The 18,798-nt window shown below is 59.5% G+C and carries 16 protein-coding genes; 8 read left to right on the forward strand and 8 right to left on the reverse strand.

Annotated elements, in window-relative coordinates; genetic code table 11:
* Window positions 1-120: 120 nt before the first annotated feature.
* The 6 genes from narI to KHQ26_RS02570 all read right to left on the reverse strand — a co-directional run bounded on the left by narI (window position 121) and on the right by KHQ26_RS02570 (window position 9,021).
* The gene (gene narI, locus KHQ26_RS02545; protein ID WP_004175972.1) at window positions 121-801 is read right to left on the reverse strand and encodes a respiratory nitrate reductase subunit gamma; all 681 of its coding nucleotides are present in this window, start codon (window positions 799-801) and stop codon (window positions 121-123) included.
* Window positions 798-1,493: a nitrate reductase molybdenum cofactor assembly chaperone gene (gene narW, locus KHQ26_RS02550; protein ID WP_002906547.1), complete on the reverse strand. Its 696-nt coding sequence runs from the start codon at window positions 1,491-1,493 to the stop codon at window positions 798-800. The genes narI and narW overlap by 4 nt, the downstream gene beginning before the upstream one ends.
* Entirely contained in the window at window positions 1,493-3,037 is a 1,545-nt protein-coding gene (gene narH, locus KHQ26_RS02555; RefSeq protein ID WP_002906546.1) for a nitrate reductase subunit beta, read from the reverse strand. Before narH ends, narW begins: the two co-directional genes overlap by 1 nt.
* Window positions 3,034-6,774, reverse strand: a complete 3,741-nt coding sequence (locus tag KHQ26_RS02560; RefSeq protein ID WP_020803476.1) for a nitrate reductase subunit alpha — start codon at window positions 6,772-6,774, stop codon at window positions 3,034-3,036. Before KHQ26_RS02560 ends, narH begins: the two co-directional genes overlap by 4 nt.
* Before the next feature lie 114 nt (window positions 6,775-6,888).
* Window positions 6,889-8,271: a NarK family nitrate/nitrite MFS transporter gene (locus KHQ26_RS02565; protein WP_020803484.1), complete on the reverse strand. Its 1,383-nt coding sequence runs from the start codon at window positions 8,269-8,271 to the stop codon at window positions 6,889-6,891.
* A 174-nt stretch (window positions 8,272-8,445) separates the two neighbouring features.
* Window positions 8,446-9,021 carry a TetR family transcriptional regulator gene (locus KHQ26_RS02570; protein ID WP_004888643.1) on the reverse strand — a complete coding sequence of 192 codons (576 nt, stop codon included), beginning with the start codon at window positions 9,019-9,021 and terminating at the stop codon, window positions 8,446-8,448.
* 123 nt (window positions 9,022-9,144) lie between these two features.
* Here KHQ26_RS02570 and kmrA point away from each other — a divergent pair, with 123 nt between their 5' ends.
* Window positions 9,145-10,644 carry an efflux MFS transporter KmrA gene (gene kmrA, locus KHQ26_RS02575; RefSeq protein WP_004175980.1) on the forward strand — a complete coding sequence of 500 codons (1,500 nt, stop codon included), beginning with the start codon at window positions 9,145-9,147 and terminating at the stop codon, window positions 10,642-10,644.
* Here the strand turns inward: kmrA and KHQ26_RS02580 are convergent.
* The gene (locus tag KHQ26_RS02580) at window positions 10,639-11,529 is read right to left on the reverse strand and encodes an IclR family transcriptional regulator domain-containing protein (RefSeq protein ID WP_009485870.1); all 891 of its coding nucleotides are present in this window, start codon (window positions 11,527-11,529) and stop codon (window positions 10,639-10,641) included. The two genes, kmrA and KHQ26_RS02580, sit on opposite strands and share 6 nt — an antisense overlap.
* Window positions 11,530-11,644: 115 nt before the next feature.
* Between KHQ26_RS02580 and KHQ26_RS02585 the strand changes: the two genes are divergently transcribed.
* From KHQ26_RS02585 to benD, 7 genes are all read left to right on the forward strand, one after another.
* Window positions 11,645-12,808, forward strand: coding sequence for a muconate cycloisomerase family protein (locus KHQ26_RS02585; RefSeq protein WP_020803485.1), 1,164 nt, complete (start codon window positions 11,645-11,647; stop codon window positions 12,806-12,808).
* An 18-nt stretch (window positions 12,809-12,826) separates the two neighbouring features.
* Window positions 12,827-13,117 carry a muconolactone Delta-isomerase gene (gene catC, locus KHQ26_RS02590; RefSeq protein ID WP_020803479.1) on the forward strand — a complete coding sequence of 97 codons (291 nt, stop codon included), beginning with the start codon at window positions 12,827-12,829 and terminating at the stop codon, window positions 13,115-13,117.
* 66 nt (window positions 13,118-13,183) lie between these two features.
* The gene (gene catA / locus KHQ26_RS02595) at window positions 13,184-14,110 is read left to right on the forward strand and encodes a catechol 1,2-dioxygenase (protein WP_004175986.1); all 927 of its coding nucleotides are present in this window, start codon (window positions 13,184-13,186) and stop codon (window positions 14,108-14,110) included.
* Window positions 14,111-14,219: 109 nt separating this feature from the next.
* Window positions 14,220-15,602 (forward strand): Rieske 2Fe-2S domain-containing protein, encoded by a 1,383-nt coding sequence (locus tag KHQ26_RS02600; protein ID WP_032410330.1) that lies wholly within the window; start codon window positions 14,220-14,222, stop codon window positions 15,600-15,602.
* Window positions 15,602-16,087: a benzoate 1,2-dioxygenase small subunit gene (gene benB / locus KHQ26_RS02605; RefSeq protein ID WP_004898496.1), complete on the forward strand. Its 486-nt coding sequence runs from the start codon at window positions 15,602-15,604 to the stop codon at window positions 16,085-16,087. The genes KHQ26_RS02600 and benB overlap by 1 nt, the downstream gene beginning before the upstream one ends.
* A 9-nt stretch (window positions 16,088-16,096) precedes the next feature.
* Window positions 16,097-17,113 carry a benzoate 1,2-dioxygenase electron transfer component BenC gene (gene benC / locus KHQ26_RS02610; RefSeq protein ID WP_020803481.1) on the forward strand — a complete coding sequence of 339 codons (1,017 nt, stop codon included), beginning with the start codon at window positions 16,097-16,099 and terminating at the stop codon, window positions 17,111-17,113.
* A gap of 9 nt (window positions 17,114-17,122) precedes the next feature.
* Window positions 17,123-17,896 (forward strand): benzoate diol dehydrogenase BenD, encoded by a 774-nt coding sequence (gene benD / locus KHQ26_RS02615; protein WP_004143751.1) that lies wholly within the window; start codon window positions 17,123-17,125, stop codon window positions 17,894-17,896.
* On the opposite strand, the gene yddG is transcribed toward benD, so the two are convergent.
* Entirely contained in the window at window positions 17,893-18,771 is an 879-nt protein-coding gene (gene yddG, locus KHQ26_RS02620) for an aromatic amino acid DMT transporter YddG (protein WP_020803488.1), read from the reverse strand. The two genes, benD and yddG, sit on opposite strands and share 4 nt — an antisense overlap.
* Between the last annotated feature and the right edge of the window lie 27 nt (window positions 18,772-18,798).

Raw genomic sequence — 18,798 nt, forward strand, 5'->3', positions numbered from 1 at the left:
GGATAAGGCGTAGCCGCCATCCGGCATAAAGCCTGGAGTCAGGTACGATAAATACCCGGACTTGGCGCGAAGGCCTCGTCCGGGCTACCGGTAAGGATGAATGGTAAACGCCGCCAGCGCTCAGCGCCGGGAGCGTACCACCTGGTAACGCCGGGTGAAATACTCCACCGGCGCGCTCCAGACGTGAACCAGGCGGGTGAAGGGGAAGATCAGAAAGATGGTCATTCCGAGCACCAGGTGGACGCGGTAAATCCATGCGACACCGTCCAGATGCGCCGAGGCGCCGCCGTGGAAGGTGACCACCGCCTGCGCCCAGTCCACCAGCTTGAGCATTTCGCTGCCGTCCGGATGCTGGGCGGAGAAGGGGATGGTTGTCAGCCCCAGCGCGCACTGAATCAGCAGAATGCACAGGATCAAAATATCCGCGGTCGTGGAGGTGGCGCGAATTCGCGGGTTGGTCAGGCGGCGCATCAGCAGGCCGATACCGCCTACCAGGGTCAGCACGCCGCAGATGCCGCCAAGGATCATGGCCATCAGCTGCTTCTGGGACATCGGCAGGAACCACGAGTAGACCCAGTGTGGGGTCAGCATGCCAAAGAGATGGCCAAAGAAGATGCCGAGAATGCCGATATGAAATAAGTTCGACCATAGCACCATCCCGCGCTTATCCAGCATCTGGCTGGATGAGGCGCGCCAGGTATACTGCCCGTAATCGTAGCGCAGCCAGCTGCCCACCAGAAAGACGGTGCCGCACAGGTAAGGGTAGATATCGTAAAAGAAGACGTTCAGATACTGGATCATTTCGGGCCTCCGGCGCGGATGTCAACGTACTGCGGCGCCACATCCTGACTAAAGCGTCGTTGATAAGCTTGCATCGACGAGCTATCGCAAGCGGTCGCATTATCTTCGATAAACTTCACCTGCTCTTCTTCCCACACGGCGTCCAGCGCCTGACGGGTATCGTCGCGCTTTTCTCCCGCCACCTGTTTTGTGACACTGTCACTGGTGAGCGGGCTTTTAGCCAGCGCCAGCAGGGCGTCAAACAGCTGGTAGTACGGGCAGGCTCGCTGCTTAAGACGGCCGCCGATCAGCGCCAGAATCGGCGCGATATTCTGCAGCCCCTCCCGAGCCTCCGCGGGAGGTAGAATACTGAGATACTCCAGATACAGCGGCAGATGGTCGGGCAGCTCGCGACAATCGATCTGCAGACCCGCCTGCTGATACTGATTCATCAGGTCGACCATCGCCTGGCCGCGGTCGCGGGATTCGGCATGCACATGTTCAAACAGCAGCAGCGAGGTGGCGCGCCCGCGCTCGAACACCTCGCACCATTCGGCCTGGCGATCCAACAGCGGAGCCGTCAACAGTTCACCGACAAACGGCGTCAGGGAAGGGACATCGGCCCTGATCAGCGCCAGGGCGTCGTCGCGGTTCTCCCACAGTAACTCGTCGGGGTACTCCAGCAGCAGACCGATCACTTTCAGGATCCGCATCACTCGCCCTCCCCATGCTTACGCACGCCGCTGACGTCGATGGCGTCGATCCGCCGGCTGTTAAACAGGTTGAATTTCGTATCTGACCCGTGGCAGCCATCGCCGAAGGTAAAGCCGCAGCCGTTACGTTCCGGAAAGGCATCCTCCGCCAGTTCGCGATGGCTGGTGGGGATCACGAAGCGGTCTTCGTAGTTGGCGATCGCCAGATAGCGATACATCTCTTCGACCTGCTCAACGCTGAGGCCCACCTCTTCAATGGCGCGGGTATCGGTGACGCCCTCGACGGTTTGCGAGCGCTTGTAGTGGCGCATCGCCATCATCCGTTTCAGCGCGCGCAAGACCGGTCCGGTATCGCCGGCGCTCAGCAGATTCGCCAGGTATTGCACCGGGATGCGCAGACTCTCAACCGCCGGCAGGATGTTGCCGTTGCTCGGTAAGCCGCCGGCGTCGGCAACCGACTGGATCGGCGACAGGGGCGGCACGTACCAGACCATCGGCAGGGTGCGATACTCCGGATGCAGCGGCAGGGCCAGCTTCCAGTCCATCGCCAGCTTATAGACCGGCGACTTCTGCGCCGCCTCAATGACGTTGTGCGGGATCCCTTGCTTTAGCGCTTCCTCGATGACCGCCGGATCGTTTGGATTAAGGAACACCTCGCACTGGCGCTCATAGAGGTCGGTTTCATGTTCGGTACTGGCCGCCTCTTCAATGCGGTCGGCGTCATACAGCAGTACGCCAAGATAGCGGATGCGCCCGACGCAGGTTTCTGAGCAGACCGTTGGCTGCCCGGACTCAATGCGCGGATAGCAGAAGATGCATTTTTCCGACTTACCGCTCTTCCAGTTAAAGTAGATTTTTTTGTACGGACAGCCGCTGATGCACATCCGCCAGCCGCGGCATTTGTCCTGATCGATCAGTACGATGCCATCTTCCTCACGCTTGTAGATGGCGCCGCTCGGGCAGGTGGCCACGCAGCTCGGGTTGAGGCAGTGCTCGCACAGGCGCGGAAGATACATCATGAAGGTATTTTCGAACTGGCCGTACATCTCTTTTTGCATGGCTTCGAAGTTACGGTCGCGGGCGCGTTTCTCGAATTCGCCGCCGAGCAGCTCCTCCCAGTTCGGGCCCCAGCTAATCTTATCCATACGCTCGCCGCTGATCAGCGAGCGCGGGCGAGCGGTCGGCAGATATTTGCTCTCCGGCGCGTTGTGCAGGTGCTGGTAGTCGTAGGTAAAGGGTTCGTAGTAATCGTCGATCGCCGGCAGCACCGGGTTGGCGAAAATCTTCGATAACACGCTGACCCGATTGCCGAGGCGGGGCGTCAGCTTACCGCTAATGCCGCGGATCCAGCCGCCTTGCCACTGATCCTGGTCCTCCCAGTTTTTGGGGTAGCCAATGCCCGGTTTGGTCTCCACGTTATTGAACCACGCATACTCCATGCCTTCGCGGCTGCTCCAGACGTTTTTACAGGTGACCGAGCAGGTGTGACAGCCGATGCATTTGTCCAGATTCAGCACCATTCCAACCTGAGAACGGATTTTCATTTTTTCGCCTCCTGTACCTGATCGCGACCTTCGTCATCCAGCCAGGCAATATTCTTCATTTTGCGGATCATGATGAACTCGTCGCGGTTCGATCCGACGGTGCCGTAATAGTTAAAGCCATAGGCCAGCTGGGCGTAGCCGCCAATCATGTGCGTTGGCTTCGGACAGACGCGGGTTACCGAGTTATGAATGCCGCCGCGACGACCGGTCACTTCCGAACCCGGGATATTCATAATCCGTTCCTGAGCGTGGTACATCATGGTCATCCCCGGCGGCACCCGCTGGCTCACCACCGCCCGCGCGGTGAGAGCCCCGTTGGCGTTGAACGCTTCAATCCAGTCGTTATCTTCAATGCCCAGCTCTTTCGCGTCGGTTTCGCTAAGCCAGACGATCGGCCCGCCGCGCGACAGCGTCAGCATCAGCAGGTTTTCGCTATAGGTGGAGTGGATCCCCCACTTCTGGTGCGGCGTCAGGAAATTCAGCGCTTTTTCCGGAAAGCCGTTTGGCGGCACGGCCTTCATCTGGCTGACGCTGCGGGTATCAATGGGCGGGCGATAGGCTACCAGGCTTTCGCCAAAAGCGCGCATCCACGGATGGTCCTGATACAACTGCTGGCGGCCGGAGAGGGTGCGCCATGGGATCAGCTCATGCACGTTGGTATAACCGGCATTGTAGGAGACGTGCTCGCTTTCCAGTCCCGACCATGTCGGGCTGGAGATAATTTTGCGCGGCTGCGCCTGAATATCGCGAAAGCGGATCTTCTCATCCTCTTTATTGAGCGCCAGATGGGTATGATCGCGGCCGGTAAACTCTCCCAGCGCCTGCCAGGCTTTCACCGCCACCTGGCCGTTGGTTTCCGGGGCGAGACTAAGAATAACTTCGGAGGCGTCAATGGCGCTGTCGATCCGCGGCCGGCCTTTGGCCGGACCGTCGGGCTTGACGTAGTTAAGCTTGCCGAGGAAATCGACTTCGCTTTGCGTATTCCACGCAATGCCTTTCCCGCCGTTGCCGAGCTTATCGAGCAGCGGGCCGAGAGAGGTGAAGCGGTCCCAGGTGGCCGCGTAGTCGCGTTCCACCAGGGCAATGGACGGTGCGGTTTTCCCGGGGATCAGATCGCATTCGCCCTTGCGCCAGTCAAGCACCTCGAACGGCTGCGACAGTTCGCCGGGGGAATCATGCTGCAGCGGGACCAGCACCACATCGGTCTCTTTGCCAAGATGGCCGACGCAGACCTGCGAGAAGGATTTAGCGATATCCTTGTAGATCTCCCAGTCGCTTTTCGCCTCCCAGGCCGGGTCGACGGCGGCGGAGAGCGGGTGGATAAACGGGTGCATGTCCGAGGTGTTCATATCGTCTTTTTCATACCAGGTGGCGGTCGGCAGGACAATATCGGAGAAGAGACAGGTACTGGACATGCGGAAATCCAGCGTCACCAGCAGGTCGAGTTTGCCCTCAATCGCCGCGGTCTGCCACTCGACTTCCTCAGGTTTTACCTCATCGCTGGCGCCCAGTTCATCACCCTGAATACCGCTGTCGGTCCCGAGCAGGTATTTCAACATGTACTCATGCCCCTTACCGGACGATCCCAGCAGGTTTGAGCGCCAGATAAACAGGTTGCGCGGATGGTTTTTGCCGCTATCCGGCTGCTCGGCGGCAAAGCGAATATCGCCTGATTTTAACGACTGGACGGTGAACTCCGCGGGGGAGAGCCCGGCGGCCTCGGCCTGCTGCTTAATGGTCAGCGGGTTGACGTTGAGCTGGGGCGCAGAGGGTAACCAGCCCATCCGTTCCGCACGGACGTTGAAGTCGATAAGGCTGCCGCTAAATTTGCTGGCGTCGGCCAGCGGCGACAGCAGCTCCTGCGCGGTCAGTTTTTCGTAGCGCCACTGGCTGGCGTGGTTGTAGAAATAAGAGGTACTGTTCATCTGCCGCGGCGGACGACTCCAGTCCAGGGCGAACGCCAGCGGCAGCCAGCCGGTCTGCGGGCGCAGTTTCTCCTGACCGACATAGTGCGACCAGCCGCCGCCGCTCTGGCCGACGCAGCCGCAAAATACCAGCAGATTAATCATCCCGCGGTAGTTCATATCCATGTGGTACCAGTGGTTCACCCCGGCGCCGAGGATAATCATTGAGCGGCCGTGGGTCTTATGCGCCGTATCGGCAAACTCGCGGGCGATTTGTTCGATATGTTGACGCGGTACGCCGGTGATCTGCTCCGCCCATGCCGGGGTATAGGCTTTGACCTCGGCGAAATCCTTCGCCGCATTGACATCGTCAAGCCCGCGATCCAGACCGTAGTTGGCCAGAATCAGGTCATAGACGCTGACCACCAGGCCGTTTTCGCCACTGGCCAGCGTCAGCTGTTTAGCCGGTAGCGGGTGAAGGGTCACCGGTGACTGCGCTACGCTGCGAAAATGCGGGTTTTCGTTGCCGCCAAAGTAGGGGAAGCCCACCGACACCACGCTGTCGCGAATATCCAGCAGCGACAGCTTAAGCTCGACATCTTTGCCGTCTGCCCGTTGTTCGAGATTCCATTTGCCTTTTTCGCCCCAGCGAAAGCCGATGGAGCCGTTCGGCGCCACCAGTTCGCCGTCGCTGTTATAAGCCACGGTTTTCCATTCCGGGTTATTACTTTCTCCGAGACCGTCAAGCAGGTCGGAAGCACGCAGCATACGGCCCGGCGTATAGCTGCCGTCGTCGCGCGGCTCGAGTATCACCAGCATCGGCATGTCGGTGTAGGTCCGGCAGTAGTTGAGAAAGTAATCGCTCGGGTTATCGAGGTGGAAGGCTTTGAGGATCACATGGCCCATGGCCATCGCCAGCGCGCTGTCGGTGCCTTGCTTCGGCGCCAGCCACTGGTCGCAGAGCTTAGCGACTTCCGAATAGTCCGGCGTGATGGCGATAGTTTTGGTGCCCTTGTAGCGCACTTCGGTAAAGAAGTGGGCGTCCGGGGTTCGGGTCTGCGGCACGTTGGAGCCCCAGGCAATAATGTAGCTGGAGTTGTACCAGTCGGCGGATTCCGGCACGTCGGTCTGTTCGCCCCAGGTCATCGGCGAGGCGGGGGGCAGATCGCAGTACCAGTCATAAAAGCTCAGGCAGGTGCCGCCAATCAACGATAAATAGCGAGTGCCCGCGGCGTAGGAGACCATCGACATCGCCGGGATCGGCGAGAAGCCGGCGACGCGGTCCGGGCCATAGTGTTTGATGGTCCAGACGTTGGCGGCGGCGATGAGCTGGTTCAGCTCTTTCCAGCTGGAGCGGACAAAACCGCCTTTGCCGCGCGCCGCTTTATAGCTGCGGGTTTTTGCCGGATCCTGCATGATGCTATCCCATGCCAGCACCGGGTCGGGATGCTGCGCCAGGGCTTCGCGCCACAGCTCAATCAGTCGTTTACGCGCCAGCGGGTACTTCAGGCGGTTGGCGCTGTAGAGATACCAGGAGTAGCTGGCGCCGCGCGGGCAGCCGCGCGGTTCGTGATTTGGCAGATCCGGCCGGGTGCGCGGATAATCGGTCTGCTGGGTTTCCCAGGTAACGAGGCCGTTTTTGACGTAAATTTTCCAGCTGCAGGAGCCGGTGCAGTTCACACCGTGCGTGGAGCGGACAATTTTGTCGAACTGCCAGCGTTGACGGTAGCTATCTTCCCAGTCACGGTTGTTGTTGTAGACCTGGCCGTGGCCGTTGGCAAAGGTCTCGCCCTTCTGCTTAAAGTAGCGAAAGCGATCCAGAAGTTTACTCATGACATTTCTCCTGCTCCGATGATGTCCGGCATCGTGCCACCCGGCCGGATGAGCGAACGAACTCGTAAGGCCGGATAAGGCGTAAGCCGCTATCCGGCAGATAAATCGTTATGGTTAAGCGGGTTTACGGCGGCCGTAGACCAGCCAGGTCACCAGCACGCAAACCACATAGAAGACAAAAAAGACTTTCATTGCGCCAACCGGTGAGCCGGTCATCGCCAGCGAGGTGCCGAAGGCTTTCGGAATAAAGAAGCCGCCGATGGCGCCGATCGCCGAGATAAAGCCCAGCGCGGCAGCGGTATCGGTGACCGCCTCGTGCTGCGCTTCTTCATCGCTGCCGCCGCGCTGTTTTACGCTGTCGATGGTGAGCTGGCGGAAGATGACGGCGATCATCTGGAAGGTGGAGCCGCTTCCCAGACCGGCGGTTAAAAAGAGCCCCATAAACACCACGTAGAAAGCGAGAAAGCTGCCGGAGCCGCTGCCTGGCAGGGTCAGAAACAGCAGGCCGGTAAACAGCGCCATCAGGACGAAGTTAACCAGCGTCACCCGCACGCCGCCGAGACGGTCGGAGATGATCCCGCCGAACGAGCGCGCCAGCGCGCCGATGAACGGTCCAAAGAAGGCGAGCTTGAGGATATCGACCGCGGGAAACTGGGTTTTCGCCAGCATGGCAAAGCCGGCGGAAAAGCCGATGAACGAGCCAAACGTCGCCAGATAGAGCAGGCTTAACAGCCACATATGCGGTCGCTTGAGCACGGGAAGCTGATCGCGAATCGAGGCCTTTGAACCGGCGATATCGTTCATGCCGAACCATGCCGCGACGGTGGCGAGCAGCAGCAGCGGTACCCAGACGAGCGCCGCATTACTAAGGGTGATTGTCGAACCATCGGGCTGGGTGACGCCATGGACGCCGAGAAAGGTGAAGAGCGGCAGGAAGATGACCGCCGGGGCGACCATCTGCATCACGCTTACGCCCAGATTGCCAAGGCCGCCGTTGACTCCCAGCGCGCTGCCCTGTTTCGCTTTTGGGAAAAAGAAACTGATATTTCCCATGCTGGAAGCAAAATTCGCTCCGGCAAAACCGCACAGCAGCGCAATAATAATAAATACCCAGAACGGAGTAGTAATATTCTGGATTGCCACCCCTAACCAAATACAAGGCACGATCAGGATAACGGTACTTAATACGGTCCAGTAGCGCCCGCCAAAAAGGGGTACCATAAAGGAGTAGGGGACCCGTAATATCGCGCCGGAAAGTGAAGGCAGGGCGGTTAATAAAAAAAGCTGGTCGGTGGTGAAATGAAAACCGACCTTATTGAGATTGACCGCTACGGCGCTGAATAACATCCATACGCAGAAAGCAAGCAGCAGGCAGGTCACTGATATCCATAGATTTCTTCGCGCAATGGCTTGGCCTTTATTTTCCCAGAACGCCTTGTTTTCAGGCCGCCAGTTGTTCAAAAGGTAATGATTATCTTTATCATTCTGCACCGACATATTGCCCTCTACTTGCCCGGAAAGGAGTAAATAAATAAGGTCAACAGCTGAATACAAGGGGATAGTGAATAACGCTTAATTTGCGTTATCTATGAAGCGTAGATAAAAAAAACGTGCTGACAGAGAGCACGTGGTAAGCGTAGCGGAATTAATTGTTACTAAATGTAAATATGCCTAAAACAACTCCAGCGTAATCATCTTATTTACATAGCGGCTAAACGCCGCCTCATCCAGGGCCTGCGCGTCCAGCGCATAAATCCCGTCGAGGCCGCACACCAGGGCGATAAAGCGCCAGGCGATATCCGCCGCAGGCTCAGCCGACCGAAATTCGCCGCTGGCGAGGCCCTGCTCGATGATGGCGACGGTCTCGGCATGCCACATATTCATGGTCAGCAGGTAGGCCGCTTTGATGTCCGGATCGCTGTCGGCCAGCACCTGGCCTTCGCGCCACAGGCGGATATAGGGTTCCAGTCGGCCATCCTCGCTGCCGATCATCGAGAACAAGCGCTCGCGCCAGCTGGCGTCCTCAGCCACCAGCGGCATGTCGAGCATCTCGCGGATCAGGCGGATGAAAACCTGCGCTTTCAGCTCGCCGATGGAGGTGAAGTGGTGGTGCAGCTGCCCGGCGGCCACCTGGGCTTCGCGGGCGATCTGCCGCACGGTCATGGCGGCAAAGCCGCCGCGCAGCGCCAGGCGCATGGCGGCCTGCATAATCCCTTCCCGTCGCGCATCACGTTGTAAATAGTGCATAGAACCCCACTGTCATCTGGCTTTGGCCGAGTGTAACAAAAAGTTGGACATGTGTTCAACAATCCGGCAGGATCGCCATCCTGGACGTGTGTCCAATATTCAATATTGATTGAGGTACAAGCTATGTCACGGCAATGGATGACGCTGATGGCGATTTTGCTGGTTTATATTCCGGTGGCGATTGACGCTACGGTGTTGCATGTGGCCGCGCCGACCCTCAGCGTGGCGCTGGGTAGCAGCGGCAATGAGCTGTTGTGGATCATTGATATCTACTCATTAGTGATGGCCGGCATGGTGCTGCCGATGGGCGCCCTTGGCGATAAGATCGGCTTTAAGCGCCTGCTGCTGCTCGGCAGCGCCATTTTTGGCATCGCCTCGCTGTGCGCCGCGCTGTCGCCGACGGCCATGACGCTGATTGCCTCACGCGCTTTGCTGGCGGTGGGGGCGGCGATGATCGTCCCGGCGACGCTGGCCGGGATCCGCAGCACCTTTGCCGAGGCCAGCCAGCGCAATATGGCGCTGGGGCTGTGGGCAGCGGTCGGCTCCGGCGGCGCAGCCTTCGGCCCGCTGGTGGGCGGGATCCTGCTGGAGCATTTCTACTGGGGGTCGGTGTTCCTGATCAATGTGCCGATCGTGCTGGTGGTTATCGCGATTAATGCGAAAGTGGTGCCGCGCCAGCCCGCGCGCCGCGAACAGCCGCTCAATCTACTGCAGGCGCTCGTTTTGATTGCCGCGATCCTGATGCTGGTGTTTAGCGCGAAATCGGCGCTGAAGGGCCAGCTGGCGCTGTGGCTCACCGCGCTGGTGGCGCTCGGCGGGGCGGCGATGTTAACCTGGTTTATCCGCAAGCAGCTGTCGGCGGCCCGCCCGATGGTGGATATGCGCCTGTTCACCCATCGCATAATCTTAAGCGGGGTGATGATGGCGATGACGGCCCTGATTACCCTGGTCGGTTTTGAGCTGCTGATGGCCCAGGAGCTGCAGTTTGTGCACCAGAAAACGCCGTTCGAGGCGGGGATATTTATGCTGCCGGTAATGGTGGCCAGCGGCTTCAGCGGCCCGATTGCCGGCCTGCTGGTGTCGCGGCTTGGGCTGCGCGAGGTGGCGACCGGCGGGATGCTGCTCAGCGCCTTCAGCTTTCTCGGCCTGGCGTTGACCGATTTCAGTACCCAGCAGTGGCTGGCCTGGGGGCTGATGACGCTGCTGGGCTTTAGCGTGGCCAGCGCGCTGCTGGCCTCCAGTTCCGCGATTATGGCGGCAGCGCCGAAGGAGAAAGCGGCGGCCGCGGGGGCGATTGAAACCATGGCCTATGAGCTGGGCGCCGGTCTCGGCATAGCGCTGTTCGGCCTGATCCTGACCCGCAGCTACAGCGCCTCTATTGCGCTGCCGTCTGGCCTGAGTGGCGCCATGGCGCAGCAGGCGGCGTCATCGATTGGCGAGGCGGTGAGTCTGTCCCAGGCGCTGCCCGCCGGGGTGGCGCAGGCGCTGATGGCGGCGGCGAAGACGGCTTTTATTCAGGCTCATAGCCTGGTGCTGGCGACGGCGGGTGTATTGCTTCTGCTGCTGGCCGCCGGGATCTGGCGCAGCCTCGCCACCGTGGCGAAACCGCAGTCGGCGCTATAGCTGCAGCGACAGATCCATCGCCGCGCGCCGTAGCGGGGCGAGAGCCTTCTCTTTTAACGCCGCGGCGCTGACCGTCGCGGCAGGTACCCCGACATTCAGGGCGGCCACCACCTGACCGTGACGCGACAGCACGGGTACCGCCAGCGAGCACAAGCCTACCTCGATCTGCCGGTCGGCGAGGGCATAGCCCTGCATGCGCACCCGGGCGATCTCTGCACGTAAACCGGACAAATCGCACAGGGTATGCGGAGTGTAGCGAATAAGCGTAACTCGTGACAACGTCACTTCCAGCTGTTCCTCCGGCAGCGCGCTCAGCAACACCCGCCCCATCGACGTGGCCCACGCCGGCAGGCGGCTGCCGCGCCCCAGATCGATGCTCAGTAAATTATTGACCGCCGCGCGGGCAATATAGAGCACGTTATCCCCGTCGAGCGTGGCCGCCGAACAGGATTCGCCGAGCGCTTTGCCAAGATTATCCAGCGCCGTCTGCGCCACCTTGGCCAGCGGCGTGCCTGCCAGATAGGCGTGGCCGACGGCCAGCACCCGGGGGAGCAGTTCATAGCTACGGCCATCCGGACTGTGCACCATGCCCAGCGCGGCGAGGGTATACAAACAGCGGCGTACCGCCGCGCGCGAGATTTGCGTTTTCTGGCTGAGCTGGGAAATGGTCAGCCGCTGGCGCTGGGGGGTGAAGGCGTTAAGGACCTCAAGCCCGCGGGCCAGAGACAGCATAAAGTTAGGGTCGTGCTCGGCCTGCCTGGCGCTCAGCGTATTGGGGATATTGTCGCTCATCGCATCCTTCTCCGTTGCAGCGTAAAGCTCACGGCAGATCACTATACCTTGCGCAAAATGGGGCGCGCTGAATTGTGCCGGTTTTACCACCATGATCACATTAATAACCGTCTTTTAACAAACGCGTCGATAATCGCACAACATTTCGATTATCGCCGTTGACCATCCGCCAGGCTGAACCCTATTGTCAATGGCACAGACCCCCGTTATGGATGTGGGTACAAAAAGTTATATATCTCATCAGGAACAGAAAATGACTGCCACCGTAGAGCAAATCGAGAGCTGGATTGTGGATGTCCCGACCATCCGGCCGCATAAATTGTCGATGACCACCATGGGCTGCCAGTCGCTGGTGATTGTGCGCCTTACCCGTTCCGACGGCATCTGCGGCATCGGCGAAGCCACCACCATCGGCGGCTTGAGCTATGGCGTTGAGAGCCCCGAGGCCATCTCGTCGGCGATCACCCATTATCTGACGCCGCTGTTGAAAGGGCAGTCGGCCGATAACCTGAATGCGCTGACCGCCCGTATGAACGGCGCCATTAAAGGCAACACCTTTGCGAAGTCCGCCATCGAAACCGCGCTGCTCGACGCCCAGGGCAAAGCCTTAGGTCTGCCGGTATCAGCCCTGCTCGGCGGCGCGCTGCAAACGGCGTTGCCGGTGCTGTGGACCTTAGCCAGCGGCGATACCGCGAAAGATATCGCTGAAGGAGAAAAACTGTTGGCCGAAGGCCGCCACCGGGCGTTCAAACTGAAGATCGGCGCGCGTGAACTCGCCACCGACCTGCGTCATACCCGCGCCATCGTTGAAGCGTTAGGCGACCGCGCCAGCATCCGTGTCGACGTCAATCAGGCCTGGGACGCCGCCACCGGCGCGAAAGGCTGCCGCGAACTGGCGGCGATGGGCGTCGATCTTATCGAACAGCCGGTCAGCGCCCACGATAATGCCGCCCTGGTGCGGCTAAGCCAGCAAATTGAAACCGCGATCCTTGCGGATGAAGCGGTCGCGACCGCTTACGATGGTTATCAGCTGGCGCAGCAGGGCTTTACCGGCGCTTACGCGCTGAAAATCGCCAAAGCCGGGGGGCCGAACAGCGTGCTGGCGCTGGCCCGCGTCGCGCAGGCGGCAGGGATTGGCCTGTACGGCGGCACCATGCTGGAAGGCACCGTAGGGACCGTGGCTTCTCTGCACGCCTGGTCGACGCTGCCGCTGCAGTGGGGTACCGAGATGTTCGGCCCGCTGTTGCTGAAAGACGATATTGTCAGCGTGCCGCTCACCTTTGCCGACGGTCAGGTGGCGCTGCCGCAAACGCCGGGACTTGGCGTCGAGCTGGATGAAGACAAACTGCATTTTTATACCCGCCAGCCGTAGCGGGGAACAGGAGAAAAAATGTTATTTAAAGTGGAGATGACCGTCAATATTCCGCCTGGCTTTCCCGCCAACGAGGCGGAGGAAATAAAACAACGCGAAAAATCCTATTCGCAACAATTACAGCGGGAAGGCAAATGGCGACATATCTGGCGCGTTGCCGGCCTTTATGCCAACGTCAGTATTTTCGATGTTCAAGATGCCGAAGAATTGCATCAAATATTAATGGGATTGCCGCTATATCCCTTTATGGCGATAAAAGTGGAAGCCCTCTGTCGTCATCCGTCATCAATTCGCGATGACGATCGCTAATAATAATATCTGACCTCACGCCGGTATTACCGGCGTATACCCTGCAAAATATAAGAGAGAACCAGTATGAGTAATGTATTCGTACAACAACCAGCTATTCAAAAATTATTACGCGACAGTGCCGGATTAGATGTTGCCGGCGGCGATGAACGTTTTAAGGCGATTATTCATCGTCTGCTGGAAAATATCTGCACGCTCATCGACGACTATAACGTTACGGAAGAAGAGTTCTGGCACGCGGTAAACTATTTGCACGAGCTGGGCGGGCGTCAGGAGGCGGCGCTGCTGGCGGCGGGACTGGGACTGGAGCATTTCCTCGATCTGCGCCAGGACGCCATCGACGCGGCAGCGCATCGGGAAACCGGCACCCCGCGCACCATCGAAGGGCCGCTGTACGTGGCTAATGCGCCGCTGGCCGAGGGTCACGCCCGCATGGATGACGGCGCCGACGCCGGAGAAGTGATGTGGCTGCACGGTGAAGTCAAAGACACCGAAGGCCGGCCAGTGGCCAACGCTATTGTTGATATCTGGCACGCCAACACCCTCGGAAATTATTCCTTCTTCGACCCAGGCCAGAGTGAGTACAACCTGCGCCGGCGGATCCGCACCGGCGCCGATGGCCGCTACAGCGTGCGCAGCATCATGCCCTCCGGCTACGGCTGCCCGCCGGATGGCCCAACCCAGAAACTGCTGGACAGACTGGGTCGCCACGGCAACCGTCCGGCGCACATTCACTTTTTCGTCTCCGCGCCGGGTCATAAACATCTGACCAGCCAGATTAACCTCAATGGCGATAAATACCTGTGGGACGATTTTGCCTTTGCCACCCGCGACGGCCTGATTGCCGATCCGGTAAAAGTGACCGACCGCGAGATCATCGCGCAGCGCAATCTTGAGGGAGAGCACACCGAGGTTTGTTTTGATTTCACCCTGTGTAAAGCGCTGAGCGCCGACGAAGAGCAGCGCGGGATCCGCGTGCGCGCCAAAGAGTAAGCGGCATTATCGGCCCCGGGCACGCTACTGCCCGGGCCAGATATTGCACTCGAAAACGAAGAATTCACCCTGTTTCTTTCATCCTGAATCCTGCAGGAGGGACCGACTCATGCAAAAAACGCTCTCGACGCTCAAAGACAAAATCAATAATGCCTTAGTTGTCGACCGTGAAAATTATATTTACCGCTGCCACCGCTCTATATTTACCGACCCGCAGCTGTTTGAATTTGAAATGAAGCATATTTTCGAAGGTAACTGGGTATTTCTCGCTCATGAAAGTCAAATTCCCCAGCCGGGTGATTATTATACCCTGACGCTGGGACGGCAGCCGGTTATTATTACCCGCGATAAAAAGAATGAGCTGCACGCGCTAATTAACAGCTGCGCCCACCGCGGCGCCATGTTATGTCGACGCAAAACCGGGAATAAAAATTCGTTTACCTGTCCGTTTCACGGCTGGACCTTCAGCAATAACGGCAAATTATTAAAAGCCAAAGATGAGAGCACTGGCGGCTATCCGCCGAGCTTTAAACAAGACGGCTCCCACGACCTGCAAAAGTTGCCGCGTTTTCAGTCCTATCGCGGTTTCTTATTCGGTAGCCTCAATGCCGACGTGCAGCCGCTGGAGGCCTATCTCGGGGAAACCTGCAAGATTATCGACCTGATCGTCGACCAGGCGCCGGAGGGGCTCGAGGTACTTAAGGGTTCGTCGAGCTATGTATATGAGGGCAACTGGAAACTGGGCGCGGAAAACGGCGCCGATGGCTATCACGTCAGCGTGGTCCACTGGAACTACGCCTCTACCATGTCACGCCGCAACTATGAAGCGGAAGGGACGCACGCGGTGGATGCCAACGGTTGGTCAAAAAGCCTCGGCGGCGGCTATGGATTTGATAACGGCCATATGCTGTTGTGGACCCGGGCGCTCAACCCGGAAGTGCGCCCGGTCTATGCCCACCGCGAACGGCTGCAGGCGGAATTTGGCGAACGCCGTGCCGACCAGATGGTCAACGAAACCCGCAACCTGTGCCTGTACCCCAATGTCTACCTGATGGATCAGTTCTCGACGCAAATCCGCGTAATCCGCCCCATTGCGGTGGATAAAACCGAAGTCACCATCTGGTGCTTTGCGCCGAAAGGGGAATCCGACCAGGCCAGAGCGCTGCGAATCCGCCAGTACGAGGATTTCTTTAACGTCAGTGGGATGGGGACGCCGGACGACCTCGAAGAGTTCAGCGCCTGTCAGCGCGGCTATCTCGGCGAAAATCTGCCATGGAGCGACCTCAGCCGCGGCGCGCTGCGCTGGGTCGATGGCGCGGATGAGCATGCGCAACATGCCGGCTTTTCGCCGCGGTTAAGCGGGGTGAAATCGGAGGACGAAGCGCTGTACATCGCCCATCACCACCACTGGCAGACGCTGATGCTGGCGGCCATTGAACAGGAACAACAGCGTTACGACCAGTCCATTACCCAGCGCGTGGAGGTGGCCTGATGCTTAACCTCGAACAGGTTCGCCAGTTTCTCTACTACGAAGCCCGTCTGCTGGACGATCGTCAGTGGGACGAATGGCTCAGCTGCTACAGCCCGCAGGTGGTCTACTGGATGCCGGCGTGGGGCGACGATGACCAGCTGACCCGAGACCCGCAAAAAGAGATTTCGCTTATCTACTACCCCAACCGCGAAGGACTGGAGGATCGCGTCTACCGCATTAAAACCGAGCGCTCCGGGGCCAGTACGCCAGAGCCGCGGACCACCCATATCATCAGCAACGTTGAGCTGATGGGCGAAAGCGACGAGGGTCTGGAGGTGCGTTACAGCTGGGTCACCTGGAGCCATCGCTATCAGCACACGGATGCCTATTTTGGCTCTACCTGCTGCACGCTAATCGAACAGGACGGCAGACCGCAAATCATCCGTAAAACTGTGCGCCTGAATAACGACTATATCCGTCAGGTGATTGATGTTTACCACATTTAAGAGGCGCTTATGACCTTCAATATTGCTCTTAATTTTGAGGACGGCGTAACCCGTTTTATTCAGTGCAATGCCGGAGAGAAAGTCCTGGATGCCGCCTATCGCCAGAAGGTGAATCTGCCGATGGACTGCTCGGACGGCGTTTGCGGTACCTGCAAATGCCACTGCGCCAGCGGTGAGTACGACCTGGGCGAAGATTATCTCGACGAGGCGTTAAGCGACGACGAAGCGCAGAATCGTCAGGTGCTGACCTGTCAGATGGTCCCGACCAGCGACTGCGTGATCGATGTGCCGGTGGCCGCTGCCCAGTGCAAAACGGCCCTGGCGACGCTCGGGGCGCAGGTACGACAGGTGAATTTACTGTCCGATACCGCCATCGAACTGGTGGTCGCCCTCGATGAGCCGCTGGCCTTCCTGCCGGGGCAGTACGTCAACATTCAGGTGCCGGGCACGCTTCATGTCCGCGCCTACTCATTTAGCTCGCTGCCGGGTTCTCTCGAAGGGCGTTTTCTGATCCGTAACGTGCCTGGCGGGATGATGAGCCAGTGGTTAACCCAGCGGGCGCGGCCCGGCGATCGTCTTACCCTCAGCGGCCCGATGGGCAGCTTCTATCTGCGCCACGGCGAACGTCCGCTGCTGATGCTGGCGGGCGGTACCGGCCTGGCGCCGCTGCTCTCCATGCTCCATACCCTGCAGACACAGGGCAGCCAGCGTCCGGTGATGCTGCTGTACGGTGTTACTCGTGACTGCGATCTGGTGAAAACCGACGCGCTGGATACCTTTATTCAACAGCTGACGGGGTATCGTTGGCTACCGGTGGTGGCCGATGAAAACAGCACTTGCCCGCAGCGCGGCTTTGTCACCGACCATCTCGACGACGCGATGCTGAACAACGGCGACGTGGACATCTATCTCTGCGGCCCGCCGCCGATGGTTAACGCGGTTGCTATGGCGTTGCGCGACCGCGGGATCACCCCGGCGGGGTTCTGGTATGAGAAATTTATCGCCAGCCAGAGCGCGGCGGCATAAGGAGACAAAATGCGTTTTACCGATAAAGTCGTCGTCATCACCGGCGCGGCGCAGGGCATTGGCCGCCAGACGGCGGAGCAGGCGGCTGCAGAAGGCGCGGCTCTGCTGCTCATCGATCGCTCGTCATACGTCCATGAGCTGGCGGCGACGCTGGCGCAATCCGGCTGTCTGGTGCTGGCGCTGGAGGCGGATCTGGAAGCGTGGGAAAGTACCGAGCAGGCGTTTGCCGCCGGGGTCGCTCATTTTGGCCGTATCGACGTGCTGATCAACAACGTTGGGGGCACCATCTGGGCGCGCCCCTTTGCCGAATATCAGCCGGAGCAGATTGAGAAAGAGATCCGCCGCTCGCTGTTCCCCACGCTGTGGGGCTGCCGCGCGGCGCTGCCATGGATGCTGAAGCAGGGCAAAGGCAGCATCGTCAACATTTCGTCGGTGGCGACGGCGGGAGTGAATCGGGTGCCGTACTCGGCGGCGAAAGGCGGCGTTAACGCGCTGACCCGCTCGATTGCCATGGAGTACAGCGGCAGCGGTATTCGGATTAACGCCGTGGCCCCGGGCGGGACCGAGGCGCCGCCGCGCCTGACGCCGCGTAACGAAGAGCAGCCGAGCGAGCAGGAAAAGGCGTGGTATCAGCAGGTCGTCGATCAGACGGTGGCGAGCAGTCTGCTGCACCGGTACGGCACGCTGGCGGAACAGGCGAATGCGATCCTGTTTCTCGCCAGCGATGAGGCCAGCTATATCACCGGCGTGACGCTGCCGGTAGCCGGAGGCGATCTCGGCTAACGGCGGGTGGCGTACCAGCAGAGCAGGGAGCCGAGACATACCATCCCGGCCCCCTGCCAGAAGGACCACGACAGGGTCGCACTCAGCAGGATCGCCGCCAGCGCAGAGGAGAGCACCGGCGTGAAGTAGGAGGCCGCCGCCAGCAGGCTGACGTTGCCGTGCAGGATGCCAACGTTCCACGCCGCGTAGGCCAGCCCCAGCGCCACGGAGACCGTCATCAGCTTAATGACCACCGGCCAGCTAAACAGCATCGGCGGCTGGTCGCTGGCGAGAAATTTCAGCCATAGCGTCAGGGCGGTTAACAGGACGAACAGCGTAATGGCGTTTTTACCGCGGGCATATTTGGCCGTCACCGTGCAGTAGGCGGCCCAGATAAACGCCCCGACAAAGGCCAGCAGATAGCTAAGCGGGCTGGAAATGACGTTACTGATAATCTCATCGGGCTGTAGCCCATGCTCACCGCCCAACACCCAACCAACGCCCAGCAGGGCGAAAATCAGGCCGGGGATCACCAGCCAGCTGCTTTTCTGGCCGTTAAAGAGAATGGCGAATAAAATCGTCAGGCTGGGCCACAGGTAATTGACCATCCCCACCTCAATGGCCTGCTGGCGGCTGGCGGCATAGCCCAGCGACAGCGCGAGGCAGATTTCATAGCTGACAAACAGCACGCTGCCGGCCAGCAGATAGCGACGCGGGATCTGGCGCAGGTTGGGAAAGCCGATGGTAAAGATCAGCAGCAGGCCGCTAAGGCTGTAAATCATCGCCGCGCCGCCGACCGCTCCCAGTCCTTCGCTGACGCCGCGAATCAATCCGACCATCGTGCTCCATAAGATAATGGCGGCGAAGCCGATGGTCGTGGCTCTCTTTTTCTCCATGCTTTTCCTGATGGTTACGCAAATGCA

Source organism: Klebsiella sp. 10 (assembly GCF_018223925.1).
In the GTDB taxonomy this organism is placed as follows: domain Bacteria; phylum Pseudomonadota; class Gammaproteobacteria; order Enterobacterales; family Enterobacteriaceae; genus Klebsiella; species Klebsiella pneumoniae.

Coding starts and splice junctions, on each gene's coding strand:
- narW (WP_002906547.1), bottom strand. CDS start 1,493: ATGCGGATCCTGAAAGTGATCGGTCTGCTGCTGGAGTACCCCGACGAG.
- KHQ26_RS02600 (WP_032410330.1), top strand. CDS start 14,220: ATGCAAAAAACGCTCTCGACGCTCAAAGACAAAATCAATAATGCCTTA.
- catC (WP_020803479.1), top strand. CDS start 12,827: ATGTTATTTAAAGTGGAGATGACCGTCAATATTCCGCCTGGCTTTCCC.
- narH (WP_002906546.1), bottom strand. CDS start 3,037: ATGAAAATCCGTTCTCAGGTTGGAATGGTGCTGAATCTGGACAAATGC.
- catA (WP_004175986.1), top strand. CDS start 13,184: ATGAGTAATGTATTCGTACAACAACCAGCTATTCAAAAATTATTACGC.
- narI (WP_004175972.1), bottom strand. CDS start 801: ATGATCCAGTATCTGAACGTCTTCTTTTACGATATCTACCCTTACCTG.
- benB (WP_004898496.1), top strand. CDS start 15,602: ATGCTTAACCTCGAACAGGTTCGCCAGTTTCTCTACTACGAAGCCCGT.
- yddG (WP_020803488.1), bottom strand. CDS start 18,771: ATGGAGAAAAAGAGAGCCACGACCATCGGCTTCGCCGCCATTATCTTA.
- kmrA (WP_004175980.1), top strand. CDS start 9,145: ATGTCACGGCAATGGATGACGCTGATGGCGATTTTGCTGGTTTATATT.
- KHQ26_RS02580 (WP_009485870.1), bottom strand. CDS start 11,529: ATGGTGGTAAAACCGGCACAATTCAGCGCGCCCCATTTTGCGCAAGGT.
- KHQ26_RS02560 (WP_020803476.1), bottom strand. CDS start 6,774: ATGAGTAAACTTCTGGATCGCTTTCGCTACTTTAAGCAGAAGGGCGAG.
- KHQ26_RS02565 (WP_020803484.1), bottom strand. CDS start 8,271: ATGTCGGTGCAGAATGATAAAGATAATCATTACCTTTTGAACAACTGG.
- benC (WP_020803481.1), top strand. CDS start 16,097: ATGACCTTCAATATTGCTCTTAATTTTGAGGACGGCGTAACCCGTTTT.
- KHQ26_RS02585 (WP_020803485.1), top strand. CDS start 11,645: ATGGATGTGGGTACAAAAAGTTATATATCTCATCAGGAACAGAAAATG.
- KHQ26_RS02570 (WP_004888643.1), bottom strand. CDS start 9,021: ATGCACTATTTACAACGTGATGCGCGACGGGAAGGGATTATGCAGGCC.
- benD (WP_004143751.1), top strand. CDS start 17,123: ATGCGTTTTACCGATAAAGTCGTCGTCATCACCGGCGCGGCGCAGGGC.